This is a genomic window from Bacillus sp. UNC125MFCrub1.1 (genome assembly GCF_000701305.1).
Lineage (GTDB): Bacteria > Bacillota > Bacilli > Bacillales > Bacillaceae > Bacillus > Bacillus altitudinis.
Genome location: NZ_KL370769.1, coordinates 314213 through 338048, shown reverse-complemented (window position 1 = coordinate 338048; position 23836 = coordinate 314213). Strand labels below are relative to the sequence as shown.

28 protein-coding genes are annotated in these 23836 nt (G+C 39.0%); 6 read left to right on the top strand and 22 right to left on the bottom strand.

Annotation, left to right across the window (positions count from 1 at the left end; translation table 11 throughout):
• Nucleotides 1-66: 66 nt before the first annotated feature.
• The 7 genes from arsC to N521_RS14470 all read right to left on the bottom strand — a co-directional run bounded on the left by arsC (nucleotide 67) and on the right by N521_RS14470 (nucleotide 5647).
• Entirely contained in the window at nucleotides 67-486 is a 420-nt protein-coding gene (arsC, locus tag N521_RS14500; RefSeq protein WP_025207406.1) for an arsenate reductase (thioredoxin), read from the bottom strand.
• A gap of 14 nt (nucleotides 487-500) precedes the next feature.
• On the bottom strand, nucleotides 501-1805 hold the full coding sequence (locus N521_RS14495; RefSeq protein ID WP_407968822.1) for an arsenic transporter: 1305 nt from the start codon (nucleotides 1803-1805) through the stop codon (nucleotides 501-503).
• 6 nt (nucleotides 1806-1811) lie between these two features.
• Nucleotides 1812-2126 carry an ArsR/SmtB family transcription factor gene (locus N521_RS14490; RefSeq protein WP_034646476.1) on the bottom strand — a complete coding sequence of 105 codons (315 nt, stop codon included), beginning with the start codon at nucleotides 2124-2126 and terminating at the stop codon, nucleotides 1812-1814.
• A gap of 729 nt (nucleotides 2127-2855) precedes the next feature.
• Nucleotides 2856-3308 carry a VOC family protein gene (locus N521_RS14485; RefSeq protein ID WP_025207410.1) on the bottom strand — a complete coding sequence of 151 codons (453 nt, stop codon included), beginning with the start codon at nucleotides 3306-3308 and terminating at the stop codon, nucleotides 2856-2858.
• A gap of 106 nt (nucleotides 3309-3414) precedes the next feature.
• Nucleotides 3415-4128, bottom strand: coding sequence for a DsbA family oxidoreductase (locus tag N521_RS14480; RefSeq protein WP_035391913.1), 714 nt, complete (start codon nucleotides 4126-4128; stop codon nucleotides 3415-3417).
• 126 nt (nucleotides 4129-4254) lie between these two features.
• Entirely contained in the window at nucleotides 4255-4875 is a 621-nt protein-coding gene (locus tag N521_RS14475; RefSeq protein WP_025207412.1) for an FMN-dependent NADH-azoreductase, read from the bottom strand.
• Nucleotides 4876-5002: 127 nt separating this feature from the next.
• The gene (locus N521_RS14470; protein WP_007499309.1) at nucleotides 5003-5647 is read right to left on the bottom strand and encodes an NAD(P)-dependent oxidoreductase; all 645 of its coding nucleotides are present in this window, start codon (nucleotides 5645-5647) and stop codon (nucleotides 5003-5005) included.
• A gap of 231 nt (nucleotides 5648-5878) precedes the next feature.
• On the opposite strand from N521_RS14470, the gene N521_RS14465 reads away from it, so the two are divergent.
• A complete protein-coding gene (locus tag N521_RS14465) occupies nucleotides 5879-6460 on the top strand; it encodes a TetR/AcrR family transcriptional regulator (RefSeq protein WP_017367339.1) in 582 nt (193 codons plus the stop codon).
• 368 nt (nucleotides 6461-6828) lie between these two features.
• Here the strand turns inward: N521_RS14465 and N521_RS14460 are convergent, their stop codons facing one another.
• The gene (locus N521_RS14460; RefSeq protein WP_035391910.1) at nucleotides 6829-7410 is read right to left on the bottom strand and encodes an NAD(P)H-dependent oxidoreductase; all 582 of its coding nucleotides are present in this window, start codon (nucleotides 7408-7410) and stop codon (nucleotides 6829-6831) included.
• A 123-nt stretch (nucleotides 7411-7533) separates the two neighbouring features.
• Between N521_RS14460 and N521_RS14455 the strand changes: the two genes are divergently transcribed.
• Nucleotides 7534-7878 carry a winged helix-turn-helix transcriptional regulator gene (locus tag N521_RS14455; protein ID WP_007499303.1) on the top strand — a complete coding sequence of 115 codons (345 nt, stop codon included), beginning with the start codon at nucleotides 7534-7536 and terminating at the stop codon, nucleotides 7876-7878.
• A 155-nt stretch (nucleotides 7879-8033) separates the two neighbouring features.
• Here N521_RS14455 and N521_RS19695 read toward each other — a convergent pair whose 3' ends face one another.
• The 6 genes from N521_RS19695 to N521_RS14425 all read right to left on the bottom strand — a co-directional run bounded on the left by N521_RS19695 (nucleotide 8034) and on the right by N521_RS14425 (nucleotide 12661).
• Nucleotides 8034-8282 carry a hypothetical protein gene (locus N521_RS19695; RefSeq protein ID WP_197025619.1) on the bottom strand — a complete coding sequence of 83 codons (249 nt, stop codon included), beginning with the start codon at nucleotides 8280-8282 and terminating at the stop codon, nucleotides 8034-8036.
• Between the two features lie 111 nt (nucleotides 8283-8393).
• The gene (locus N521_RS14445; RefSeq protein WP_035391907.1) at nucleotides 8394-9497 is read right to left on the bottom strand and encodes a threonine synthase; all 1104 of its coding nucleotides are present in this window, start codon (nucleotides 9495-9497) and stop codon (nucleotides 8394-8396) included.
• A gap of 72 nt (nucleotides 9498-9569) precedes the next feature.
• Entirely contained in the window at nucleotides 9570-9944 is a 375-nt protein-coding gene (locus N521_RS14440) for a RidA family protein (protein ID WP_007499298.1), read from the bottom strand.
• Nucleotides 9945-9955: 11 nt separating this feature from the next.
• Nucleotides 9956-10606 (bottom strand): helix-turn-helix transcriptional regulator, encoded by a 651-nt coding sequence (locus N521_RS14435; protein ID WP_035391904.1) that lies wholly within the window; start codon nucleotides 10604-10606, stop codon nucleotides 9956-9958.
• Between the two features lie 162 nt (nucleotides 10607-10768).
• Complete coding sequence (locus tag N521_RS14430; RefSeq protein WP_019744142.1) at nucleotides 10769-11428, bottom strand: TetR/AcrR family transcriptional regulator; 660 nt, start codon at nucleotides 11426-11428, stop codon at nucleotides 10769-10771.
• Between the two features lie 63 nt (nucleotides 11429-11491).
• A complete protein-coding gene (locus N521_RS14425) occupies nucleotides 11492-12661 on the bottom strand; it encodes an FAD-dependent oxidoreductase (RefSeq protein WP_035391902.1) in 1170 nt (389 codons plus the stop codon).
• Nucleotides 12662-12917: 256 nt separating this feature from the next.
• Here N521_RS14425 and N521_RS14420 point away from each other — a divergent pair, with 256 nt between their 5' ends.
• The 3 genes from N521_RS14420 (at nucleotide 12918) to N521_RS14415 (ending at nucleotide 14243) form a co-directional block, all read left to right on the top strand.
• Nucleotides 12918-13106 (top strand): hypothetical protein, encoded by a 189-nt coding sequence (locus tag N521_RS14420; protein ID WP_025207418.1) that lies wholly within the window; start codon nucleotides 12918-12920, stop codon nucleotides 13104-13106.
• Between the two features lie 108 nt (nucleotides 13107-13214).
• Nucleotides 13215-13382 carry a YdhR family protein gene (locus tag N521_RS19375; protein WP_123768181.1) on the top strand — a complete coding sequence of 56 codons (168 nt, stop codon included), beginning with the start codon at nucleotides 13215-13217 and terminating at the stop codon, nucleotides 13380-13382.
• 93 nt (nucleotides 13383-13475) lie between these two features.
• Nucleotides 13476-14243: a pentapeptide repeat-containing protein gene (locus tag N521_RS14415; protein ID WP_035391900.1), complete on the top strand. Its 768-nt coding sequence runs from the start codon at nucleotides 13476-13478 to the stop codon at nucleotides 14241-14243.
• Nucleotides 14244-14286: 43 nt separating this feature from the next.
• Here N521_RS14415 and N521_RS14410 read toward each other — a convergent pair whose 3' ends face one another.
• The 3 genes from N521_RS14410 to N521_RS14400 form a co-directional block, all read right to left on the bottom strand.
• Nucleotides 14287-14709: a cytidine deaminase gene (locus N521_RS14410; RefSeq protein ID WP_035391898.1), complete on the bottom strand. Its 423-nt coding sequence runs from the start codon at nucleotides 14707-14709 to the stop codon at nucleotides 14287-14289.
• Between the two features lie 189 nt (nucleotides 14710-14898).
• Nucleotides 14899-15825 carry an alpha/beta hydrolase fold domain-containing protein gene (locus tag N521_RS14405; RefSeq protein WP_035391896.1) on the bottom strand — a complete coding sequence of 309 codons (927 nt, stop codon included), beginning with the start codon at nucleotides 15823-15825 and terminating at the stop codon, nucleotides 14899-14901.
• Nucleotides 15826-15851: 26 nt separating this feature from the next.
• Complete coding sequence (locus N521_RS14400) at nucleotides 15852-16253, bottom strand: MerR family transcriptional regulator (protein ID WP_035391894.1); 402 nt, start codon at nucleotides 16251-16253, stop codon at nucleotides 15852-15854.
• A gap of 384 nt (nucleotides 16254-16637) precedes the next feature.
• On the opposite strand from N521_RS14400, the gene N521_RS14395 reads away from it, so the two are divergent.
• Entirely contained in the window at nucleotides 16638-16946 is a 309-nt protein-coding gene (locus N521_RS14395; protein WP_007499277.1) for a magnetosome magnetite crystal formation protein family, read from the top strand.
• A gap of 53 nt (nucleotides 16947-16999) precedes the next feature.
• Here N521_RS14395 and N521_RS14390 read toward each other — a convergent pair whose 3' ends face one another.
• The 5 genes from N521_RS14390 to N521_RS14370 all read right to left on the bottom strand — a co-directional run bounded on the left by N521_RS14390 (nucleotide 17000) and on the right by N521_RS14370 (nucleotide 23783).
• On the bottom strand, nucleotides 17000-18403 hold the full coding sequence (locus tag N521_RS14390) for a sensor histidine kinase (RefSeq protein WP_035391892.1): 1404 nt from the start codon (nucleotides 18401-18403) through the stop codon (nucleotides 17000-17002).
• A gap of 2 nt (nucleotides 18404-18405) precedes the next feature.
• Nucleotides 18406-19113: a response regulator transcription factor gene (locus N521_RS14385; RefSeq protein ID WP_008343743.1), complete on the bottom strand. Its 708-nt coding sequence runs from the start codon at nucleotides 19111-19113 to the stop codon at nucleotides 18406-18408.
• Nucleotides 19114-19244: 131 nt separating this feature from the next.
• Complete coding sequence (locus N521_RS14380) at nucleotides 19245-20513, bottom strand: glucuronoarabinoxylan endo-1,4-beta-xylanase XynC (protein ID WP_081832196.1); 1269 nt, start codon at nucleotides 20511-20513, stop codon at nucleotides 19245-19247.
• A 41-nt stretch (nucleotides 20514-20554) separates the two neighbouring features.
• Nucleotides 20555-22099 (bottom strand): glycoside hydrolase family 43 protein, encoded by a 1545-nt coding sequence (locus N521_RS14375; RefSeq protein ID WP_035391887.1) that lies wholly within the window; start codon nucleotides 22097-22099, stop codon nucleotides 20555-20557.
• A 223-nt stretch (nucleotides 22100-22322) separates the two neighbouring features.
• On the bottom strand, nucleotides 22323-23783 hold the full coding sequence (locus N521_RS14370; RefSeq protein ID WP_035391886.1) for a CoA-acylating methylmalonate-semialdehyde dehydrogenase: 1461 nt from the start codon (nucleotides 23781-23783) through the stop codon (nucleotides 22323-22325).
• Nucleotides 23784-23836: the final 53 nt, after the last annotated feature.

The window sequence follows — 23836 nt, the reverse complement described above, 5'->3', positions numbered from 1 at the left end:
AAAGAGAATCTTTGACTTGATCCTCTTTATTATTAGATTTTATATTCAATCGACTCAAACGCAGCACTACTTTCCAGTCTCAGCAAACTGTTTCAATCGATCTCCAATTTCATCTCTTACCCTTTGGAAAAATGACCACTTCTCTTCTTCTGTTCCTTCTGCTTTTGCTGGATCATCAAAGTCCCAATGGACACGTTTGACATGAGGTGGAGTCATCGGGCATTTATCAGCTGCGTCCCCGCATAGTGTGACGACTAAGTCAGCGTGATGCAATATTTTCTGATCAATCAGGTCAGACGTTTGATTAGAAATATCAATCCCTATTTCTTTCATTGCTTTTACAGCATTCGGATTTAATCCATGAGCTTCGATACCAGCACTATAGACCTTCCACTCATCTCCAAGATGTTTTTTAGCCCAACCTTCAGCCATTTGACTGCGGCAAGAATTACCGGTACATAAAAAGTATATTGTTTTCTTTGACATGTTGATCGTCTCCTTTAATGTATAATCATTAGCCAGAAATACAATGCTAAAAGTGTGATGAATAGCGTTGGTACAGTTAAAATGACCCCTATTTTGAAATATGTCCCCCAGGAAATCTTCACACCTTTTTGAGAAAGGACGTGGAGCCATAGTAGTGTTGCTAAGGAGCCAATGGGCGTAATTTTTGGTCCTAAATCAGAACCAATGACATTTGCGTATATTAACGCTTCTCTCATCATTCCTTGTGTATCGGTGCCGGAAATGGCTAATGCATCGATCATGACCGTCGGCATATTATTCATGACAGATGAAAGAATCGCTGCGATAAATCCCATACCAAGAGTACCTGCCAATAAACCTTGATTTGCTACAGCTTGAATCACGCTAGAAAGAGCATCAGTAAGCCCTGCATTTCGCATGCCATAGACAACAACGTACATACCTATGGAAAAGAAAACGATCGCCCAGGGAGCTTCTTTTAGAACGCTTTTTGTTTGAACAGAAGGGCTTTTTTGTGCAATGACCAAGAATAAAATAGCAATCACTCCAGCTATGACCGATACAGGTATAGATAAAAATTCGCTTGCAAAATAACCAATCAACAAAAAAGCTAATATATACCAAGATAATCTAAACATCTTTGGATCTTTTATTGCTTCACTAGGTTGTTTTAACTCATTCATATCATAGTGTTTAGGTATACTCTTTCTAAAGAAAAGGTACAGTACAGTGATACTCGCAAGCAACGAAAAAAGGTTTGGAACAACCATTCTGGATGCATATTCAATAAATGTAATGTTGAAATAGTCGGCTGTTACAATGTTCACCAAATTACTTACGACAAGTGGAAGCGATGTTGTATCTGCAATAAACCCACTCGCGATAATAAAAGGGAATACTATTTTTTCATTGAAGTGTAATGCTCTGACCATGGCTAAAACAATGGGTGTCAAAATAAGTGCTGCACCATCGTTTGCAAATAGAGCAGCGACGATTGCACCAAGGATGGTCACATACACAAACATACGTAGCCCACTGCCTTTTGCAGCCTTTGCCATATGCAATGCTGCCCATTCAAAAAAGCCGATTCGATCAAGGATGAGTGAAATGACGATAATGGCGACAAAAGCTAAAGTCGCATTCCAAACAATGCCTGTCACGGTGATCACATCGTCTACATTCACAACACCTACGATTAATGCTAAAATAGCTCCTCCACAAGCGGACCACCCTATGGATAAATTTTTTGGCTGCCAAATAACCAGTACCAAAGTGAACAAAAATATGATTAATGATAAAACGGCAAAACTCAAACCCATCCCTCCTTACGAACAAGAAATGTTTGTTGCTTTATGTTGTATACTTTTTAAAAGGTCATCTTCTTTATCAATTTGATTTAAGATGATCCGAATCGTCTCAAATTCTGGAGACAGTGTATTGATTGAATAATAACGCCACTGCCCTTTTCTGTTCTCATGAACAAATCCAGCTTTTTTTAATTTTCGTAGATGCTGACTAATCGCTGGTTGACTCATTTCGAACATATCTACCAGTTCACAAACACAATATTCTTTCTCCAAAAACAATTTCATCATGATCAGTCTTGTTTGATCACTGAGTGTTTTTAAACAATTCGACATATGTGTCACACCAATTGAAACATCTGTACTCACAATGATTCCCCCTCTTTTCAACTCCTTCAATAGTATATAACTGAAAACTTATATAATCAATTGATTATATGAATTCAAACAAAAATTGATTCGTGTGAAAATGATTGATTTAAATACCGACTTCTCTTCTTCAAATGAAACCACATAGTTATTTAAATAGCCCAGTTCTCTATATTGGCAAAAAAGGTGTTGATAAAAACAAAAGACAGAGGTCTTGTGCCTTTTATCATTCGAGTGAAATTAAATAATCAAGAAGAAAAAACTTACGAGGCAAAGACGGTTATACATGCCACTGGTACGTGGAAAACCCTAACCCAATAAATGCTGAAGGGATTATGACAGAAAATGAAAAAAGAGTTGCTAATCGAATGGCATTCCTGATATTTTAAATCGCGATCTGACTCGGTATCAGAATTGCATTGGGCATTCTGCTGTTAACACTTTGCTAGAGCTGCCAAAGCTAAAAGAGACATCAAAAAGCACAGAAATGATATGGATTTTAAGAAAGCAGGATATTAGTGAGGTATTAAGAGGAGAAAACAATGATCAATTGCCTGCAAGAGGTCAATTAGATGGAAAGGACCCTTCTTGGTGTCCTATGATCAGAAGGTGAAAGAGGGTCCACAAATTAAGATACAGTTATTGTTTCAACTAATTAAAGGACCCTTGTTCTTGTCTTGGTACAAATTAGATAGGTCATAAAGGTTTTTGGGGTAATTCCATTATTTGAATCTCCATCCCCCATGAAGTTGTGATATAGAAAAATCCAAGAGAGCTCAGCTCTCTGACTTTAACATCAGACTGTTCTGCAAAATATTTTAAAGCCTCTTCTATATCGGTAACTGTAATAGCTAGATGGGCTACACCGATATCACTGGGTTTTAGGTGAACATTCTGTTGATCTGGCGTCGACCATTGAACCAGTTCGATCTTTCTACCGCCATATTGCAAAAATGCCGCCCCTTCTACAACTGAATGTTCGTGAACCCCAAAGTACCTTTTTAAACTATCGTCCTCAAACTGCATCCGTTTTGGCCGGAACAAGACTTCAAAACCCAAAATATGAGTGAAGAATTCAACTGCTACTTCGATATCGGGTACTACAAATCCTGAATGCTCGATTGTACCTTGAAAAATTGTATTTTTCATATCGCTAAACCCCTTTGATTTTTGGAAGTAAATGTTTCATTATAAAGTGGTATTTAAAGTAGCTATATCAATCTTTTGTGATTTCTATATCTTTTTTGAATATCCATTAAAATTTACATGTTCCATCTGAACAATATTCATCGAGCGACGACTCTAATTTATGCTCTTCAACCTTACGATTCCCGTACTCTTCTTTCCATACCTGTTGTAATGTTTCTAAAAACACTTCGCTAGGTTGTGCTCCTGAGATGACATATTTATCATTCACAACGTAAAAGGGCACGCCCTGAATCCCAATTTTAGATCCCTCGGCTCTATCAGCTGCGATATTCTCGCTATATTGATCATTTGATAAAACATCCAAAGCTTCGTTGCCATCAAGACCTATTTCACTTGAAAGTTGAGCAAGTGTTGCGTGATCACCGATATCTAGTGAATCTGTGAAATGAGCTTTCAAAATACGTTCCATAAACTCCCGAATCTTCCCTTTCTCTTTTGCATAATAAGAAAGACGAAGTGCATCATATGAATTCGTAGGAATCATTGTATCAAATTGATAATCTAACCCAACCTCTTTTGCTTTCTGTTTCAATTGATTGTTCAGTACTTTTGCTTTTTCATATGGGACACCATGCTTAGAGGATAATACTTGATGGATATCCATTCCTGTATTTTTTTTCGCATATGGATCTAATTGAAAATGTCGAAATAAGACTTCGACCTCTTCTTTATGTTCAAACTGTTCTAACCCTATTTCAAATTGACGTTTGCCAATATAACAAAACGGGCAAACAAAATCAGACCAAATTTCTACTTTCATCCTATGTTCCCCCTTTATGATTTTAATGAATGTATTTTGTCTATTCTTCTTTATTACGCTTTTGAACGTGCGAGGTGGGATGATGTTAATTAAAATCTTTTTAACTAATCCCACCAATGCTCTTTTTTAAAACGTTCGTGCTACCGTTTTTGCTTTTTCAATTGTTGAAGTAACAATTTCTTCTTCTTTAGTTGGATCATAGTCAATACCTTCAACAAAAATCGTTGGTTCCACTTCAATTCCAACAAACTTCAGCGCACCTCTTACGTAAGAATCGGAATGTTCCATTCCAATTGCCTGCGAATAAAATCCTCCCATACCATGAATATGGATTGCTTTTTTCCCTTTCATCAATCCTTCTGGACCTTCTGATGTATATTTAAACGTTTTTCCAGCACTCATGATTGTATCAAAATAGGCTTTTAATAAAGGTTGGATTCCTAAATTCCACATTGAAGACTGAATGATATATTTATCTGCTTCCATAAATTGCTTTGTGAATGCATTCACTGCTTCTATTTTTTGTGATTCAACATCTGTTAGCACTTCCCCACTTCTTAACTTCTTTTGTCCAGTTAAAAAATCAGCATCGATTAATGGCACATTTGCATAATAGACATCTACTTCTATTATTTCATCCGTTGGATTTACTTTCTTATATTCAGTGATAAATGCTCTAGCAACTTGCGTACTTCTTGATTGTTCCTCACTTTGAGGTGTTCCTTTAACAAATAATACTTTTGACATGATCATGTCCCCTTTATGATTTTGATTTTGAATACTTATAAAAAGAATGCACACGCAATATTTTGGTATGACCCTAAATGATTCCTATAATTTCTGCTGAATCAACAACCTCATACAAAAAGCTGATTTAATGATTATAGACAATGGGCATTTTTCCGATTAATTGGTGTTGCCTAGCAGCGTCATACATGAGTTTAGCGACATTTTCCCTAGATACGGACATTTTAGCTGGCTGATCGCCGAATGAATAACCGTAAGATTGCCCGTTGTATTTGATATTAGGATTAATGATTCGAACGACTGTCCAATCCAGGTTCGATTCTTTAATCAGTTCTCCTATCTTCTTCATTTCGGCATAACCATTTGGCATGAGAAGTTTAGGCAATATTCTTGGCAATATCGTCGATAAGCTTTTCTTATCGTCTTCAGATTGCAAGGCTGGCGTCGCGAGTGTAATCAACCTTTTTTTGGTGAACTTCTTCATCGCTTTGACAATTCGGTTATGTCCATCGGCGATCGGTGTACCTTTTTGTTTTCGAGACAAATCAATGCCGGGACCTAAGGTGCTTATCACGACATCAGCTTCTGAAACTGCCGTTTCAATAGCTGAAGTGTTCGTTAGTTCACCCGTTACAATGCGTAAATTCGAATGCTTTTGCTTGATTTTCTCAGGGTTTCTAACATATACCGTAACGATATCTCCGTTTTCTAATGCAAACTGTGTTAAAAGTTGACCGATTGCACCAGTTGCACCAAAAATAGTGATGTTCATGGTCGTCTATCTCCTTTTGTTATTCAGAATGATCACAATGATTTCCTTGATCAAAAATCTTTCGTAATAACATGTGTTATTTAAGCAACGCGCGTTGTATAATTGATGATAAGATGAAAAAGAATAATAAACAATAACCAAAATAGCCAATATGTAGTTTACGCAACACTTCTAATGTATTGTCGTTTTTAGACAAGATGATGAACCCTAAAAGGAGAAGAAAAAATAATTATGCCAAAAAAAGATCCGAGAATACTTCGTACAAGACAATTGATTGTAGACTCTTTTCTTTCGTTAGCTAGTGAAAAAGATTTCAACCATATAACGGTACGTGATATCACAGAAAAGGCTACTATTAACCGGGCTACATTTTATGCGCACTTTGACGATAAATTTGATTTATTACATTCTACAATCACCAATACATTTACAGACAAATTGAAAAAAAGACTCAATGATCACGATGGATTCAATGAAAAAGTCATTGCAAATATTTTTCTAGCCATGTGTGATCACCATAAAGAGATAAGCGACCTATGTCCCAAAGGTTATCATTCTTTAGGAACTATTATCGAAAGTAAAATTAAAGAGGAGTTACAGAAACTAATAGCTGATCTTATGCTAAAAGGAACTAAAAACATCATCGAATTAGAGGATAAACAAATGGTAGCAACCCTATCTACTATGCTAAGTTGGGGGATATACGGAGCTGCATACACATGGAATAAGGATGGAAGACTTATTTCATCAGAAGAGCTAGTGACTAAGACCCTGCCTATCTTTAAAAATGGCATGAGTCAGTATTATCTTTAATGAAAATGATGTTAACAATCTGCTTGAGCCGGCAGTGCTATAAAAAATATTAAAAAAACACAGAAATGGTATGGATTTAAATAATGGTGTATTTGGAGGAGTGCAAGAGGTCAATTAGGCAGGCACGATTTGTTGTTGCTTAAATGACTGGTGATAAAGAGTCTGCTGAAACGTGTAGCACTAAAGTTATAAAGCTTTACTTTAAATAGTGGGATTCTTATACGGCTATTGTTTATCAGGTCATACAATGGATCTGCATTTACCATCTTGTTCAAGCCTATCCTTTTGTTTGTTTTTCAAAACTTCTACGACCTTCTCAATAAATTAAATCGGTCGTAGAAGTTGGCCCTTATTTGTTGTACTGTAAATCAAATATTCTGGGATATTTCTTTTAAGAATTGCTTTCTCTTTTCATCTGTTGTTAAATTCACTCTAGAAAAATGAATCCATTTCGTGGATTCATTTTTCAATCCCAAATCTGCTAGCGTTCTGTTAATAAAAACGCTTTGAATGGCATTTCCAGCTTCAGATTCTATATACTCTTTATCTGTAGTTGATGTTGAGATCACGGTTGTTTTTTTTATATTTGTTAATAAACCTTTTAAAGTACCAGTATTTTGATCTTCAATGAATGCGAAACCGCTTAACATCACTTTATCAATAAATCCTTTTAAAATAGCAGGTAGATCCCACCACCAGACTGGGAATATAAATATCAATTCTGTTGACTGTTTTAATTTTTCTTGATAATCCTTCACTAATGAATAAGGCGTTTCTCCTTTATGAAAATGCTTTAATTCTTCAGCTGTAAAAACAGGATTAAATCCATCTTTATATAAATCGATTACTTGAAACGGTTCTCTCTTTGTTTCTAATTTTTCTGTTATGGAAGTCAAAATGGCATGATTATAGCTTCCATCCCAAGGATGTGCATAGACAATCGTTTTCATTATTCATTCACCCTTTTTCTGAGTTTTGCATCATTTTTTGATGTACATTGATTTTATTGTATGCTATAACATACTACAAGTACGGTAATCAAAGTGCGATACTAACCCAAAGGAGAGTATAAAATGAATGAGGAGTCCTTCCAGACGAAAGCTGAGCTAAAAGATACTGGTTTTGGGTATACTTTGTCATTAATTGGTGGGAAATATAAAATGCCAGTTCTGTATGCTTTATATTCAAACGATGGTCCTGTTCGCTATAATCAGCTGAAACGTAAGCTCGGAACGATTTCTTTTAAAACATTAACCAATACACTAAAAGAGCTTGAGGCGGATCACTTAATTCATCGTAAAGAATATCCCCAAGTGCCTCCAAAAGTAGAATATAGTTTATCTGAAAAGGGCTTATCACTGATGCCTGTATTAGATGAGATATGTTATTGGGGAGAGAAACAAATGAAAAATAATTAGGTAGAGTGGAAAGAAAGCTACTACGGTTTAAACATACTTTTTAAAGTAGCTTTCTTCTCATCTTATATCAATCCGATTGGCTCATTTTGTTGATGCGCTAACTCCATTTCTTCTGCCAGATAGAGATCGTTCATTTTATCCATATCATCATCTGGTCAATTTTGGCTCAGTTTACGCAATTTAACTGCAACGGTCTGACAAACCTCTGGCATTAAGTAACTATCAGAATCCGAAAGGTCAAGCAAAGGAATGATGTCATCTGTAAAGTTTTCAAATGGTATGTCCCCGCCAAATCCCTCCATTTCATCTAAATTCATACCGATACATGCTGCTAACTTGCATCTAAAATCATGGAAGTCGGTGTAAGACCAATGTGCTTCGAAATGAGTAAAATCCATTCCCACGAATCATTCCTCCGTTTTCAAATTGTGATGGTCAATGTATTCAACATTCGCAAATATTACTCCTGATTGATCCTATAATAGGACAACGAGGCACGCAACGGAGTCCTAAGGTTATTTTGATTTAATCCCTGCCCCACAAAGAGGGATGATAATGGTTTCTTTTGATTCCTTTTGATATTTCATGTAGCCAGCAAAATTGATGGCAGATGTCACTTCGACATAAAATCCTTTCTCACTCAGTTTAGAGCGTGCATGTATAATTTCTTCTTCTTCAATATCAATAAACGTACCATTCGTCTTGTATACAGCTTCTAAAATTTGTTTAGAACGCGCTGGGGCAGCAATAGCGATCCCTTCTGCTACGGTCCCTTTATTTGTGACAGGTGATGCTGATTCTTCTTCATTTTGATAGGCTTTCACAAGGGGTGCGCAGTTTTTCGCTTGGACAGCAACAATTTTCGGTATTTTATGAATGAGACCATTTTCGAATAACTCTCTAAAGCCATAATATGCACCAAGCAGCAGAGTGCCGTTTCCAACCGGAATGATTAAAGCATCCGGTGCTCCTTTTAGTTGCTCATAGATTTCATAGGCGTATGTTTTTGTACCCTGGAAAAAATAAGGGTTATAGACATGGCTTGCATAAAAAACGTTTTCTTCGTCTACTGCCTTTTGGGCCGCAGCTGCAATGTCCTCTCGTGTACCATGAATTTCTTTAATCGTTGCTCCGTGGGCTTTTATTTGAGCGACTTTTTTAGGTGATGTTTGATCACTTAGATAGATGTCACAGGCAATACCACAACGCGCAGCATACGCAGCAATTGCCGTTCCTGCATTCCCGCTGCTATCAGCAATGACTTTTGTTACCCCTAATTCCTTAGCTTTTGTCATTAACACAGCTGCTCCACGGTCTTTAAATGATAGTGTCGGCATCATATAGTCAACTTTTACATATGTGTTTGGCTCATTAGGATCTAGAACGATTAAAGGAGATTGGCCCTCGCCCATTGTCACAGTTTCCCACGTCTTAGAACCTTTTGGAAATGGCATGGTTTCAACATAACGCCACAATGAATTTGGATAGTGATCCCAAGCTGTGACGTCTATTTTCGGGGTATCTTTCACTAGATTGAATACTCCACCACAATCACATTTCCATAGAGTTGGTGTCATCTCATATTTTTTCCCGCAATGGTTACAACTTAATTGATTCATTCTTCATCTGCCCCTTTGAATATTTTTTTATACAAAATATAATTTTTTATATAGGGTGGTCAAAAAAATATTCTAAATATATGCAATGGCATCCATTTCAATTTTGAAACCAAAATGTAATTCATTCGTTGGTACAATCGTACGAGCTGGTTTATGTTCACCGAAAAATTCGGTATAAACCGCATCTACTTTGTCCCATAATTCAATATCTGAAATGTATAATGTCATGCGCAAAATCTTTTCTTTTTGACTTCCAGCAGCCTCTACAATCATCTCTACATTCTTAAGCGCTTGTAATGTCTCTTTTTCAATGGGGCCGAACTCTTTTTCTGTCGTTTCAGGATTGATGGCAAATTGTCCCGACACATAGACCGTGTTTTGATGAATGGTTGCGAATGCATAGTGTCCGTTTGATTTTAGATTTCCTACCTCGAGTACGCTTTCCATTTTGACACTCCTTACCTCGATTTATTTTTGATTTCATCCAAATAGCTATAGACGGTTACTTTGGAAATGCCTAACATAGATGCGACCTTCTCAACAGATCCTTTCATTAAAAAAATGCCCTTTTCATCCATGAATTTGATTAGTTCAATTTTTTCATGACGTTTCATAACTGGATGAACACTGTTTTGAATGATTTGTTGAATCAATTGATCGACGATTTCTTCCACATTTTCAAGATCATCATTTGATGTTGTTTCTTTTTCTTGAGCTTCCACTTGTGTAGAAAGAAAAGTATCCATAAATTGCTGCATTTGATTCAGTGCTTCAACATCAAAATTGATACAGAAAGCACCGATCACTTTTTGCTTTGAATCACGTATTAATGAAGTCGAAGAACGAATCGTACGCTTATCTTCTGTTACAAATGTATAACCAGCCAAATAATCTTCTTTAAAATCTTCTGATTGTAATACAGTCTTGACTAGATGATCAAATGATTTGCCGATTTCTCTTCCTGTCACATGGTTATTTACTGTAAACATGACAGATGCTTGAGGATTCGTTAAATCATGAATCACCACTTCACAATTTGGTCCAAACATTTTTGCAGTAGATTTTGCTAAAGGAATATAACTCTCTAATAACTTTTTAATATGTTCCATGCCTAAGCACCTCATTTTTTTATTCCACTAGATTATATAATTTTTTATATATAAAAACAATATATAGATTTATTTATATATTGTAATGCTCACAAGATCACAAATATGAAAATCACCATATAAAAAAAGCAGCCATTGACTGCTTTTTGCTTGTGCTCCTTTCTAATTGTCTTCCTGCTGGATGCCATACAAAATGACGTCAATTCCCCATCGGAACCGTTCCATTGATACGGTATCACCTGCAAACATTTCTTCTTTTACACGATGAATGAAAGGAAACAGCGTTTTGTCTGCTTGAAGAAATGCTTTTTTTGTGTCTGAAATCTGTGAAGAGCCTTGTTTCTTCCAAGAGACCTTTTCGTATGCTACAGAAGATACGTATAACAGCAATAGGTCTACTCCCCATGCTGCAGATGTAGATTTGATCCCGCCTTCATGCAATGCAGCGAGAATACGTTCGGTCAACTGAAGAAAGTTCGTTCCTTGTGGAATGGTGGAAAGAGAAATTTCAGCGAGACCAGGTTTTTCGAATAGCAGGAGGAAATAAGTATGCAATAGGTCGAATAACTGTTCTTTCCATGTGCTATCCTTTGAATCTGGATAAACCATTTGTCCGAGACCATAATCCAATACGTAAGCACTGAGTTCTTGAACATTGTTCACGTAGACATACAAGGATGCAGGTCCCGTATCGAGTGCTTTAGCCACCTTACGCATACTCATGCCCTCTATCCCATGCTCCTTAAGAAGCTCATAGGCCGTTTTCACAATAAGCTCACGGCTTAAGGGTTGTTTAGCCGGCCGAGACCGGCGACTGATCATACGACGATTTGAATTGTTCATACTCTCTTTATAACATGTCAAAGTAAAATAGTAAATTGAGCATCAATTATCATCCTTTTGAAAAGAATTCATCATATTTGCAAGCTTGACCGCAGCGTCATTTGAAAAACACAGTTTTAAACTATTCTCCGATTCATGCGCTTTTTCCGATGAATATTCATACATCATGTCTTCGTATTCTTCAATCGCCTTTTCAATATGATGAGGATGTCGGACAATAGCAAGTGCTAGCTCCCTTGCATCAAACATCGCCATGTTCACACCCTCGCCTGCGAATGGCGACATGACGTGAGCTGCATCACCGATAAGCGTTACTCCTTTATGACGATTCCATTTGAAACCGACAGGAAGCGTATAAATCCGTCTTGGAATGATGGCATCTTCTGCATAACGAATATAATTTTTCAGCTGATCATCCCAATCACTAAATAACGCTAATAATTGTTCTTTTGCTTCTTTCGCTTGATGAAACGGTATACCACAAGTCTCGATCCAGTTGCGTTCTACCATAAGGCTTGCATACACTTTGATTCGGCCATCTCCGTTTAACTGCCCAATCAGTCCTTTGTGGTCTGCCAAAGCAAACATCTTACCTCGTTTATTAAATTCAGCTAAATCAGGGTGTTTCTCCTCTACGCTTAAGACATTCAGTTCTAGCATCGTGAGCCCAGAGTATTCAATCTCAATATCTGTTAACAGAGGACGCACACGAGAAAAAGCACCATCAGCCCCAATCAAAAGGTCAACTGTTTCGACAACTCCGTTTTCAAAATGAAGCTCTGTCATACCACTTTCTAATGAAACGCATCTTTCTAGTTTATACCCATATTTGATGGTTTCAGCATCAATTTGTTCTAACAGTAGTTCACATAACACACCACGATCAATTTCCGGGCGAGTACCTGTTTGATCTGATTCCGTTTCTTCATCTAAATAAATTCTTCCTGATTTATCAAGTAATCGGAAATCTTCCCCTTCATAGCGGGCGTTCTTTTGAAATTTCTCATAAACTTCTGCTTCTTTTAAGGCTTTTTGACCTGTTTCTTCGTGAATATCCAGTGAGCCGCCTCGTTCAAGGCTCTTGTCATGCATCTCCCGTTCATAAATGGTTGTTTGTATACCGTAATTTTGCAAAATTAAGGCGAGTGTTAGTCCCCCAGGTCCTCCTCCAATGATAGCGATTTGCTTTTGATTCTTAGATAATGACGTCATCTTCTGCATCTCCTCATCCCTTTGTGGAAATCGTTTTAAATTCCATTTCATTTATATTATAACGAACATCGTTCGTAAAGAACAGTGTTCGTTCAAAATCGTTTGTTGTACGATTTTGTTTTCATGAAAAGAAACCCATCTCCCACCCTCATATGATACACTCCATCTAGGAAGGTTAAAGGTTGTCGAATCATAACAATGATACTTAGATCAGTAGGTCTCCAGTGTTCTCACTCTAAGTGTAAGAGGTGTTTCTATGAATAAATTATTGGCTATGTTGATATTAGGATTAGGCTTTAGTGGTGCCGCACTTATTCTTTCTATCCCTTTGTTATTCAAAGTCAAACCAGAACAATTTGAGCTGGTGTTTGCTGCTGGATCAGCGGGCGCTTTCGCAGTATTTGCGGTCTCATGCCTAGTGCTTCGAAAGCAATTCAATCGCTAAAAAACCTAAACAAAATCCACCGTCATGAACAGTGGAAATGTGTTTAGGTTTTTGTGATTTACCTTAGTGTTCAGTCAAAGAATGTATACAAGCTGACCCTGATAAGGAATCTACTTATTCAAAACAAAAGAAACTGCTGAAACATATCACGATATGCACGCTAAACGAATCACTAGCTTTGGCATAATAGATATCAATGCGAAAATCTTTGATATGAATTCTGACCTTCCTCATATCACAAAAGGTCCATTAAACGCATATCGTTTTGTGATATAATCTTGAGTCAAAGACAAGCGCTAAGAGAAAATGAACTGGCTGAATGGACATCATGAATGTGAAAAATTCTGTAGAAATGAAAGGGTGATAGCGATGAGAAGACTTGAGTCTGGTATATCAGTAGACAACGAAACATTTTCTGATGTTGCCAGGTATGAAAATGAAACAATCAGCAGAACAACGATCATCAACTCAAATGTTTGTTCTCCTATTTTTTGGAGCTGTCACTTGGATCATCTTGTATTTGATACGTGTGATCTGACGAATGCGAGATTTTTTGCCGGTAGTACGATTGATCATTGTACTTTTAGTCATTCAGATTTGCGCTCTGTGGGCATTGGCAAAAACGAAGCTGTCTTCACCAATTGCGAATTTTCTTCCTGCGATATGAGGGGAATGACATTGGAGAATGCTACGTTTATCGATTGTACTTTCTCTAATTGTAGATTCAATGACCGTGTTTTACAGGCAGCGAACATCGTCAATTGTACCTTTGCTGGTAAGCTAATAGATATAACGTTTGAGGGAAATGGCAAACAAAAGCTGATCGCCAATTTTGAAAACTGCACCCTTGATGGTGTTCGTTTTATAGGCTGTGACCTAGCGGCATGTATTCCGCCAGCATCCAAAAACCATTTATATGTTGAACATGAATCTGCACGTGTGAAAAAGGCCTTAGAGAAGATAGATGATGATCCTACTCTGTCTGATCATGATCGGAAAATACTAGTGCGGAGTCTGCGGAAGCTTGAACAAATGGAACAGTATATTTTTAACACGAAATATATGGAGAACATACATGGGGCCGCTTTTGTTGAACGCTTTTTCAGTCATCTTGGATGTAGCAAGGATCACATGTAACGTTTGCTACATCTCTTTTCCTATTTTATCTTTATGTGGTACATCAGTTTCGAGTATATTTGAGCGGAATGAGTTCTTCGATTTTCACCTTGACCAGCTCCCCATCCATATCAAGGATGACAAAACATGTTGGTCCAAAGTCTGAAATGAGCTCTCGGCAGATGCCACAAGGGCTGACTACCCTAATTCTTCTATCTTCTTCATCTGAATAAGGGTGTCTCACTGCAACAATTGTATCAAAATCTTTGTATCCATTCGATAAAGCGCTGCCAATCGCAATGGCTTCTGCACAAACAGTTACCCGTCCGATATAGGCTTCTATATGGACAGCTGATATGATTTCTCCTGTTTTCATGCGGATCGCTGCCCCTACATGATGCTTGTCATCTTCATAAAGACTGATAATCCTCTTTTTTGCTTCGTCTATTAATTCGATATCATCTTGTGATAGATCAAACGTTTTCATCGCGTTTCCCCTTTCGCCTCACTGCTCGTATGTATTATACCAAACATGAGGTGATGAACTGAACTTCACTCTCCTTTACTAACCAGCCAAAAGACCGTTTAATCTATTGAAAAAAGCTGCTTTCAAGTAAGCAACCTTTTCCCTTATTTACATCAGAACATGTCCCCTTTCTACGTGTGAACTGAATGCCTAACGATTGATCACTTGAATGATTTTCTTCAGAGCATCTGCCGCTTCTGGAATTGGCATGACAACAAACACATGCAGCATTTCAGGATAAACAAAGGTTTTGATGTCTATTCCTTGTGCTGTTAATTTTTCATCAAGCTTGATGGCATCTGGATATAACATATCATGTGTTCCAATGAAATGAGTGATCTTCGCTAGTCCTTTGAAGTCGCCGTATATGGGACTGATCAATGGATCTGTGAGACTTTGATCAGCTGCCCACAATTTTGTGATGACTTCCATTCCTTCATGACCTAGAATCGGGTCCTTTTTTGCATATTCAAAAATGAGAGGGTTGCTCATACTCATATCAACACACGCAGATAGTAACACGATATCCTTTGGCTGCGGCAGATCTTCCTTCTTTAAAAGATGCGCAAGACCAAGTGAGATGTTTCCGCCAGCTGAATCTCCCATGATCGTCAATTGATTGGCACTTCCGGCAGTTTTCAGAAGGTCTTTATATAGGTTAAGAATTTTCGGATACGTATCCTGGTTGCTATAATGAGGTACTTTTGGGTAAATAGGAGCGACTACTTTCGCACCTAGTGATTGCGCCATTTTATCCATGAACCACCAATGGACATTCAAAGGCTGATTTGTCCACGCGCCACCATGTAGATAGAGAATGGTTTTTTGATTTTGTGATACTTTTTCATTCAATGTGAAAACTTGCATGCCTTCGAATGTCTGCTCTTGTACCTCACTGATTAACTTCACATCATCCCCAATGGCATAAGGCTGCGTATTTTCAATTCCTTTTTGCTTAAGAAATTTTTTTGTCTGTTCGATACTAGAAAAACTCTCTTTATTACTTTGCGAAGCGAATAATGTTTCAAATTGAATACTTTCTTTAGAACGTTCACCATGATACATTTCTACACTCATTTTTTTCTCTCCTTCACTCAATAGGTTTATTGATCATCCTGCTTTGGAACACGAAATGATTCCAGGTAGAGTTGTACTTTTTTTTCAGGGGTTTTTAATAAGTTAGATAAAAGGTCTTGAATGAGACGAAGGCTTTTAATTTTCTTTTCAATTTCTTCATGTTTAAGATGGACAATTTGTCTTAGGGTATCAAGGTCTATGTCTTGACTTAGCATGTCCATAATTTCAGCTATTTCCTTTAATGAATAACCGAGCGTTTTCGCATCTTTGATCAATTGAATTTTCACAACATAGTCGTCTGTATAGAATCTGTAACCGTTTGAACGTCGTCTTGGAGCAGGTAATATGTTGTGTTCTTCATAGTAACGAATTGCGGCAGGACTTACTCCTGTTTTTTTGGCAAGTTCTCCTCTAGTCATCAACTCCATCGTTACTCCTTTTTTATTATTTTGTTTTACTATATGTACATTATAAAGGTTGAACTATACTTCAAGGTCAAGGTGAAACATTTTTCGGCCAACTTTTGTTATCAAATGATTGTAGCAAAGAGATCTCTAGCTTGAACATCCGGGTAGAACATCTTCAAATGGTTCGACTTTACTGATTGTAGATTCAGAGGGGGCGAAGTCAACTTTTTTTCTGAAAAAATAAATTGAAATATCGATCATCATTTTATGGTTTAACATATTTAAGGTTGCTGTAAGGTTCGGATTAATACGAGTTAAGGTTGAGGTTGTACAATGAGTTTGTAAGGAATTGAGGGATGAGTCAAATGGTCCCCTCTTCTAAATCAATCATAGAGGTGAAAAGCTTTGAGAGAAAATAAAATTTTGTCTTCATTATGTTACTTCAGTATCTTTTTTGCACCGTTTCTATTTCCGATTATCGTTTATTTCTTAGGAAAAGACGAAGTGAAATACCATGCGAAAAAATCACTATGGACACATATTATTCCTTATTTGATTTTCGGTCTTGGTATTGCCGGTTCAGGTTTACTTGGCATGAACGATATCAGTCATGCTGGTCCGTTCTTAATTGCAACGTATGCTGTGACATTCCTTGTGGCGATCTACTTCTTCATTTGGAACATTGTGAAAGGCATTAAAGTGTTTTCAGAATAAGAGTTAGAAAAAACGGTTCTGTGATTGATCAGAACCGTTTTTTGTATGTCCGTTTAAGCGGGTAATTGGATATCAATCGTTGTTCCTTCTCCTATTATACTTTGTATTGTCATATCTCCCCCGTGTTTTTGGATGATATCTTTTGCAATCGCCATTCCAAGACCTGAGCCTGCATGTGTCCCTCCTGTATTCGTCCCTCTATAGTAGCGGTCAAACACTTTTTCTAGCTCTGCCTCTTCAATTCCTTTGCCGTTGTCTTGAATGGTGATGTGGGTATGTTCTTTTTGTTCAAGCTGTACAATGATTTTCACATCAGCATCATTGTGAACAAGGGCATTTAAAATGAGATTGGTGACCGCTCTTCTTATGAGGATCGTATCAATATTCAGCATAAGCTTGTCTACATGCGTTTGCAGCTCAATGGTCTGATCTGCATATCTCGAATCGTTGAGGATATCAATTAACGTTTCACGCAGCAATGGCACAATGTTCACCAGTTCTTTATGCAGCATCACGTCGTTATTTTTCAGCCTTGTTGTTAAATTGAGATCCTCCATCACATCTTTGATGTACAGTGATTTATTCTCTATGATGCTGGCATAATGTCTAATGTCTTGATTTGAAAGAGGATAATTTGGATCTTTCATGATTTCTGCATAGCCTTGAATAGAGGATAATGGTGTTTTAATATCATGAGAAATATGACTGATCCACTCTTCCCGCATTTGCTCTAATTTGTCTTTTTCTTTTTGGCTTGAAGCGAGCTGCTCGGATAAGTGATTGACATTATAGAACACATCTTTATATATCCCCTTCGTTGGCAGCTTTGTCGTATAATCTCCGTTTGCGAGCCGCTGGATGCCATAAATGGCACGGCCGAGCGGTTTGATGAGTTGCCGGCTGAATAAGTATCCAATGAATAAGGCAATGATGGCATCAATCGATAATAAAATCATCGTCCCGATATTGAATTGCGATATTAATTCTTTCGTATCAAAAGAAAATAAATATTTTCCGATGGAAGGGTCCTTAAATCCGATGAAGTAGCTGTATTCCTTACCCTTTCCATTTTTCCCGCCAGCATAGATCGTCGACATCAATTGCTTATCTTTATATTTATGTAAGTTTACAATTTCTATAGGTGTGTATTTGCTTTTTAAGCCTTTAGGTGCTAGTGCATGATAGACGTCTTGTCCATTTTCGTCTAATATTTGAATCCACGCATTTTGTTGTTTTAAAGCTTGCTGTCCTTCTTTATTCACAGTGATATTTTGATTAGACAAGGTGATGTATTGTTCAAATGTTCTTGTGAAGGTTTCCGGCGTATTTTCTTCGTTTTGCTGACTGCTTGCTTGTAGTACAAGCCATATCATGAATCCAAATAAGTTAATAAAGACCGTGATAATGGTCACGATAATGACAGAGACCATGTATCTGCCTGTTAATCGCCATTTCATCTTTACGCATCCTTTACAACAAATTTATAGCCAAGTCCTTTGACCGTCACGAGAAATTCTGGTGTAGATGGGGAATGTTCTATTTTTTCCCGCAGTCTTCGTATATGAACCATTACCGTATTATCAGAACCGAAGAAATCCTCTCCCCAAACCGTTTGATAAAGCGTTTCTTTACTGATGACGCGATTCGGATGCTGCAAGAAATAAGTCATCAACATAAGTTCTTTCGGTGTGAGTTCAATTGCCGCTCCGTTTTTCGTCAGTTCGGCTTGCTGCTCGTTTAACTCAAATGGTCCTTTTTTGATCACGGGCTCCGCTTGAGAAGGCTGTAAGTAGGATGACCGTCTTAGCTGGGCTTTTACCCGGTAGGCGACTTCTTTTGGACTGAACGGTTTTGTAATGTAATCATCGCCGCCAATGGCAAGTCCTACAATTTTGTCTGATTCCTCTCCCTTTGCTGATAAAAAGATAATCGGAACATGTGAGACATCTCTGATTTGTTTGCAAATATCGTAGCCTTCTCCGTCTGGCAACATAATATCCAGTATGACGAGATCTGGTTGTTCTTGATGAAATTGCGTGAGCCCATCACGGGCAGTTGAAGCTGTTAACACCTGGTCAATGCCTTCTCTTGTTAATACGGTATGGATTAATTCTAAAATTTCTTTTTCGTCATCTATAATCAATACTTTGCTTTGAACCTTTGGCATAATGATCACTCTCCTGAAGTCATTGTTATTATTATACCCAAAGTGTTGACGTCGTGAAAAATCAACTTTCTATTTACACAGAAAAAAGCCAATTTTCTTTTTTAATGAGAAAATTGGCTTTTCGTGTTTCTCTAGCGTTTGACCACAAATGTTGTCACACTTTGAGCAGGGAGATGAGCCCAAAATTGATTTCCTGATATGTTTAAGTCAGTTCCAGGTTGAAGGTTGCTGCTGCCGCTCGTCACCCATCTAGACGCCTGAGAAACAGAGCCATTTTGCACGACGAAGTGTTGATTGACCCCTGCATTGTTTTTATTAATCGCCACAATGACGACCTGATTGTTTCCTTTATAAGCTGAGACGAAAACATTTGATTCAGGGCTTTTCGTTGCATCAATTCTGACGTACCCTGGACGCACAAACTTGGAGAAATGCGCCATGTTGTATCCGCGCTTGCTAATCATTCCATCTTCTTTCATAGGACCGTATGATCTCCGGATGTACCACCACACATACGCCTGAAAGTCCCCTTCCACCATTGATTGGTGAATATGCTCTGATACCCCTAATGCCTCAGGCCAGCGGTCCGCTGAATTGTTATCACTATTCGGATAGTAGACCTCTGTCATCCATAGCTCTTTCCCTGCCCCTTTTTGTTTGAAAAGAGGGTACGGAAGCTGGCTAATTTGGGTTCCGTATAGATGAGCGCCGAGAATGTCCATATTCCTTAGCGCCTGCGGATCGTTTAAGATAGGATCTGAGATATTCTTAAGGTATTGAAACGATTCTGGTGCAATCACACGTGCATTAATGGAGCCGGCATTTTCTCTCATGAATCGCAGGATTTCCTGAGGTGTCCACCATGTCCATTCATGCGCATAATCAGGCTCGTTTTGTACAGAAATGGCATAAAGATTGACTCCGTTGTTTTTCATGTAAGTGACAAAATCATTCAGATGCTGAGCATATGCTGCGTATTGATTGTATTTAAGCCGCTTGGCAGGTGATCCATTCCGGTTAAATGTTTCAACCATACTGCTTGGAGGATTCCAAGGGGAAGCGATGACTAAAGCACCATGCTCGATCGCTCGTTTGGCCGTCGCGACTTCTCTGCTCCAATTGTTTCTGTTTTCGTCTACATATATTCTAAGAATGGAAAACCCTAACTGATTTTGTCCATTGCCAAAGGCGGTTTCCCTTTGTGGCGCTGTCAAGTCACCAATCCAAGCTGGGTGGTTCATTCCGCCAAAACCACGAATCACTTGTCTTTCTGCGTTAAGGTTAATGTTTGCGTCACTGGCTGCTGATACCTCAGCTGCTCCGGGTCCAATGAACATGACAGACAGCATGGTGAAACACACCAATAAAGCAAGCATTGGTTTTTTTATACATGACATCAAATTCCCCACTCCTCTATCAAACATTTAAGCACCTTTATTCTCTACCTTTGAGTAAACTGCCAAGAATCAAATTGGAATAGATTTCCCCCGCCTGTTCCGGTAAAGACAAAAAATACGTTGTGCACACCGGATGCGCCGTTAATCGCTGTTTCTATTTCCCGCCAGTTTTGTGTTCCACCGGTGGAAGGAACATCAAGTGTACCGACCAGTCTGCCGTTTGCGCTGCCAAGGCGTACTTCTATTTTCCCGCCTACTGTCGATGCGACATTGGCTTTAAATGTTCTAGCGCCATTTGAACCAAAGTCTACATTCCCTAAAGCCACCCAATCGCCGTTTTGAATGTTGGTGACATGCTGGTTATTCACTGGTCCTCCTGGTGCTGACGAGGCTTCGGTCAAAATGCGTCCATTCCAAGCGAATGTTTCAGCTTCAACACGTTGATATGGATTCAGATTAGATAGCTGTTTCACTCCTTCATAATTGGCTGCTACTTCTCGAAGGGAGCCATCTGCATTATGCACAAGCTTATTAATATGTGGAGAGCGGTAACCCTTGCCGGCCCCGTATAAAGCAGAGCTAACGGTTTGCGTATGATACACCACATACCACTCATTTTTAAAATTGAACACCGCATGATGGTTGTTACCGCCGCCACCAAAAAAAGCACCCGGATTTTTTAGAAAGTGTCCTTTATACGTGAAGGGTCCCATCGGACTTGAGCTCGTCATATAGCCGATTTCACCAGGTGGTTTATCAGCAGGATGTGAGCCGCCAAAATTGATGCAATAGGAATAGTAATAGGTTCCGTTATATTTATGCATCCCTGAATCTTCAAACATAAAAGGAGCATCAATGGTGGATGCGCTACTGGCCACACTTGTCATATCAGCACCTAGCTTCAGGACTCTTGCTGTTTTAGGATTTGCCCATTGTCCCTGCGTTGGATTGGAACCGCCTGGAACGCCTCCGCCGGCATATAGATAGCCAGTACCGTCATCATCTACAAATACGGCCGGATCAAAAAGCCATACAACTCCGGACATGCCAGGTGTACTTGGCGTAACGAGCGCTTTCCCAATTGGATCAGTCCATGGGCCAATCGGGCTGTCTGCTGTAAGGACACCTATCCCTCCGCCGCTGTTAGCGAAATAAAGGAAAAATTTATCCTTTCCATTGATCTTCTTTACAGCAGCGGCTGGAGCCCAAGAAGCGCCTGCCCATTTGGCAATGCCTCTGCCGCCATTTGCCCCATTTGCCCCAGCTACTGGAATCGCTCCGTGATCGGTCCAGTTGACCATATCCGCCGAAGAGATGACGAATACTCTATTCAGATTCGCAAATGAATTGTCCTTAATCGTTCCGTTGCTTTGATATTCATAGTCATCACTCGACATATAAAGGTACACTCTTCCGTTATAGGTAAGCGCAAACGGATCTGCTCCTAAGTGATGGTCAATGAGCGGGTTTGCATTTCCTACTTGCTTGGCAATAGGAGTGCTTGCCGCATTCGCTTCATATACCGGCAAACAACTCAGTACCAAAGTGAAAATCAATAAACAAACGCTGCACTTCATCCTCGTCCTCATCGTGTCATTTCCTCCTGTTTTCATCTTCCTGATATTGGGGTTTAGGCCCAATTTCAAATTATGTTGATGTTTCGTGATGAAGAATGAATACAAAGAATGATTTCTCCCTGTGAATCCCTGTAAAGAGTGCGATGAAAACCCTTACTTTTTAACTAGAAGACAACAAAAAAATGCAGTCTCCATGACGGAGCTGCATTCTTCCTCAATGTTCAATAAATGTAGGCTACATATAACGAGCGGTCACCATTTTCTTTCTCGTGTAAAACTCTACTCCATCTGTCCCATTGGCGTGCAAGTCTCCGTAGAAGGAGTCTTTCCAGCCGGAAAATGGGAAGAAAGCCATTGGAGCAGGGACACCAATGTTAATGCCTAACATGCCGGCTTCGATGTTTTCACGAAATTCTCTTATGCTTGAAGCGCTGTCTGTGTATAGGCAGGCACCGTTTGCGAATTTTGATTGATTGGACAGGTCGATTGCTTCTGCGAGTGATGAGACACGGAGAATGGATAAGACTGGGGCAAAAATCTCGTCCTGCCAGATTTTCATTTGATTTGTGACATGATCAAAGATCGTTGGTCCGACAAAATACCCTTCTCCATTTGTTTCGTTATCTTGTCTGCCATCACGAATCAGGCTTGCGCCTTCTTCAATTCCTGATTGAATATATTGAAGAGTTCGTTCTTTATGCTCTTTCCGAATGACTGGTCCGAGAAAGACATCTTTATTTATTCCGTTTCCGATGACAAGCTGGTTGGATTCATCGACCAATTGTTGAATCAAGTCGTCCGCCACGTCTTCTTCCACTGCGACAACGGCTGCTGCCATGCAGCGTTCACCTGCTGATCCAAAAGCAGCGCCAATGATTTGTTTTGTGGCTGATTCTAAATCAGCATCTTTCAAGACGATAGAGTGATTTTTTGCACCGGCAAGTGCTTGTACACGTTTACCATGTGATGTCCCTTTTTTATAGACGTATTCTGCGACTGGCTGAGAGCCGACAAACGAAATGGCTTTTACCTTTTCATGTTCAAGAAGACCGTTTACTACATCGTGAGCGCCATTGACAATGTTGAGCACACCTTTTGGAAGTCCCGCTTCTTCAAATAGTTCTGCTAACCGTGCAGCAAGGATTGGCGTCCGTTCTGAAGGCTTTAAAACAAATGTATTTCCGCAAGCGATGGCAAGCGGGAACATCCAGCATGGGACCATCATCGGAAAGTTAAACGGGGTAATGCCGCCGATGACGCCAATTGGGTAGCGGTACATGCCAGACTCTAGACCAGTCGCAATATCAGGTAGTTGTTTCCCCATCATTAAGGTTGGTGCACCAGCGGCAAATTCCACACATTCAATTCCTCGCTGCACCTCTCCTTTTGCTTCTGTTACACTTTTTCCGTTTTCCAGCGTGACGAGTTCAGCTAACTCATCCCATTTCTCAACGAGTAACTGTTGGTATTTAAATAAGATACGTGCGCGCCGGGGAACAGCTGTTTTAGACCAAGTGGTGAACGCTTCTTGTGCAGCTTGGACTGCATGTTCTACATCCGTTTTTGTTGAAAGTGGTACTTCTGCGATGACTTCGCCAGTAGCTGGATTATAAACAGCTTCCGTTTGGTTCGTTTCGGCGTCCACCCATTGTCCGCCAATATAATTTTTCAACGTTTGTACATCTGTTTTGGTCATGTTCCCTCTCTCCTCTTTGTTTGGATTGTGATGCAATCGTGTGTTGATTTATC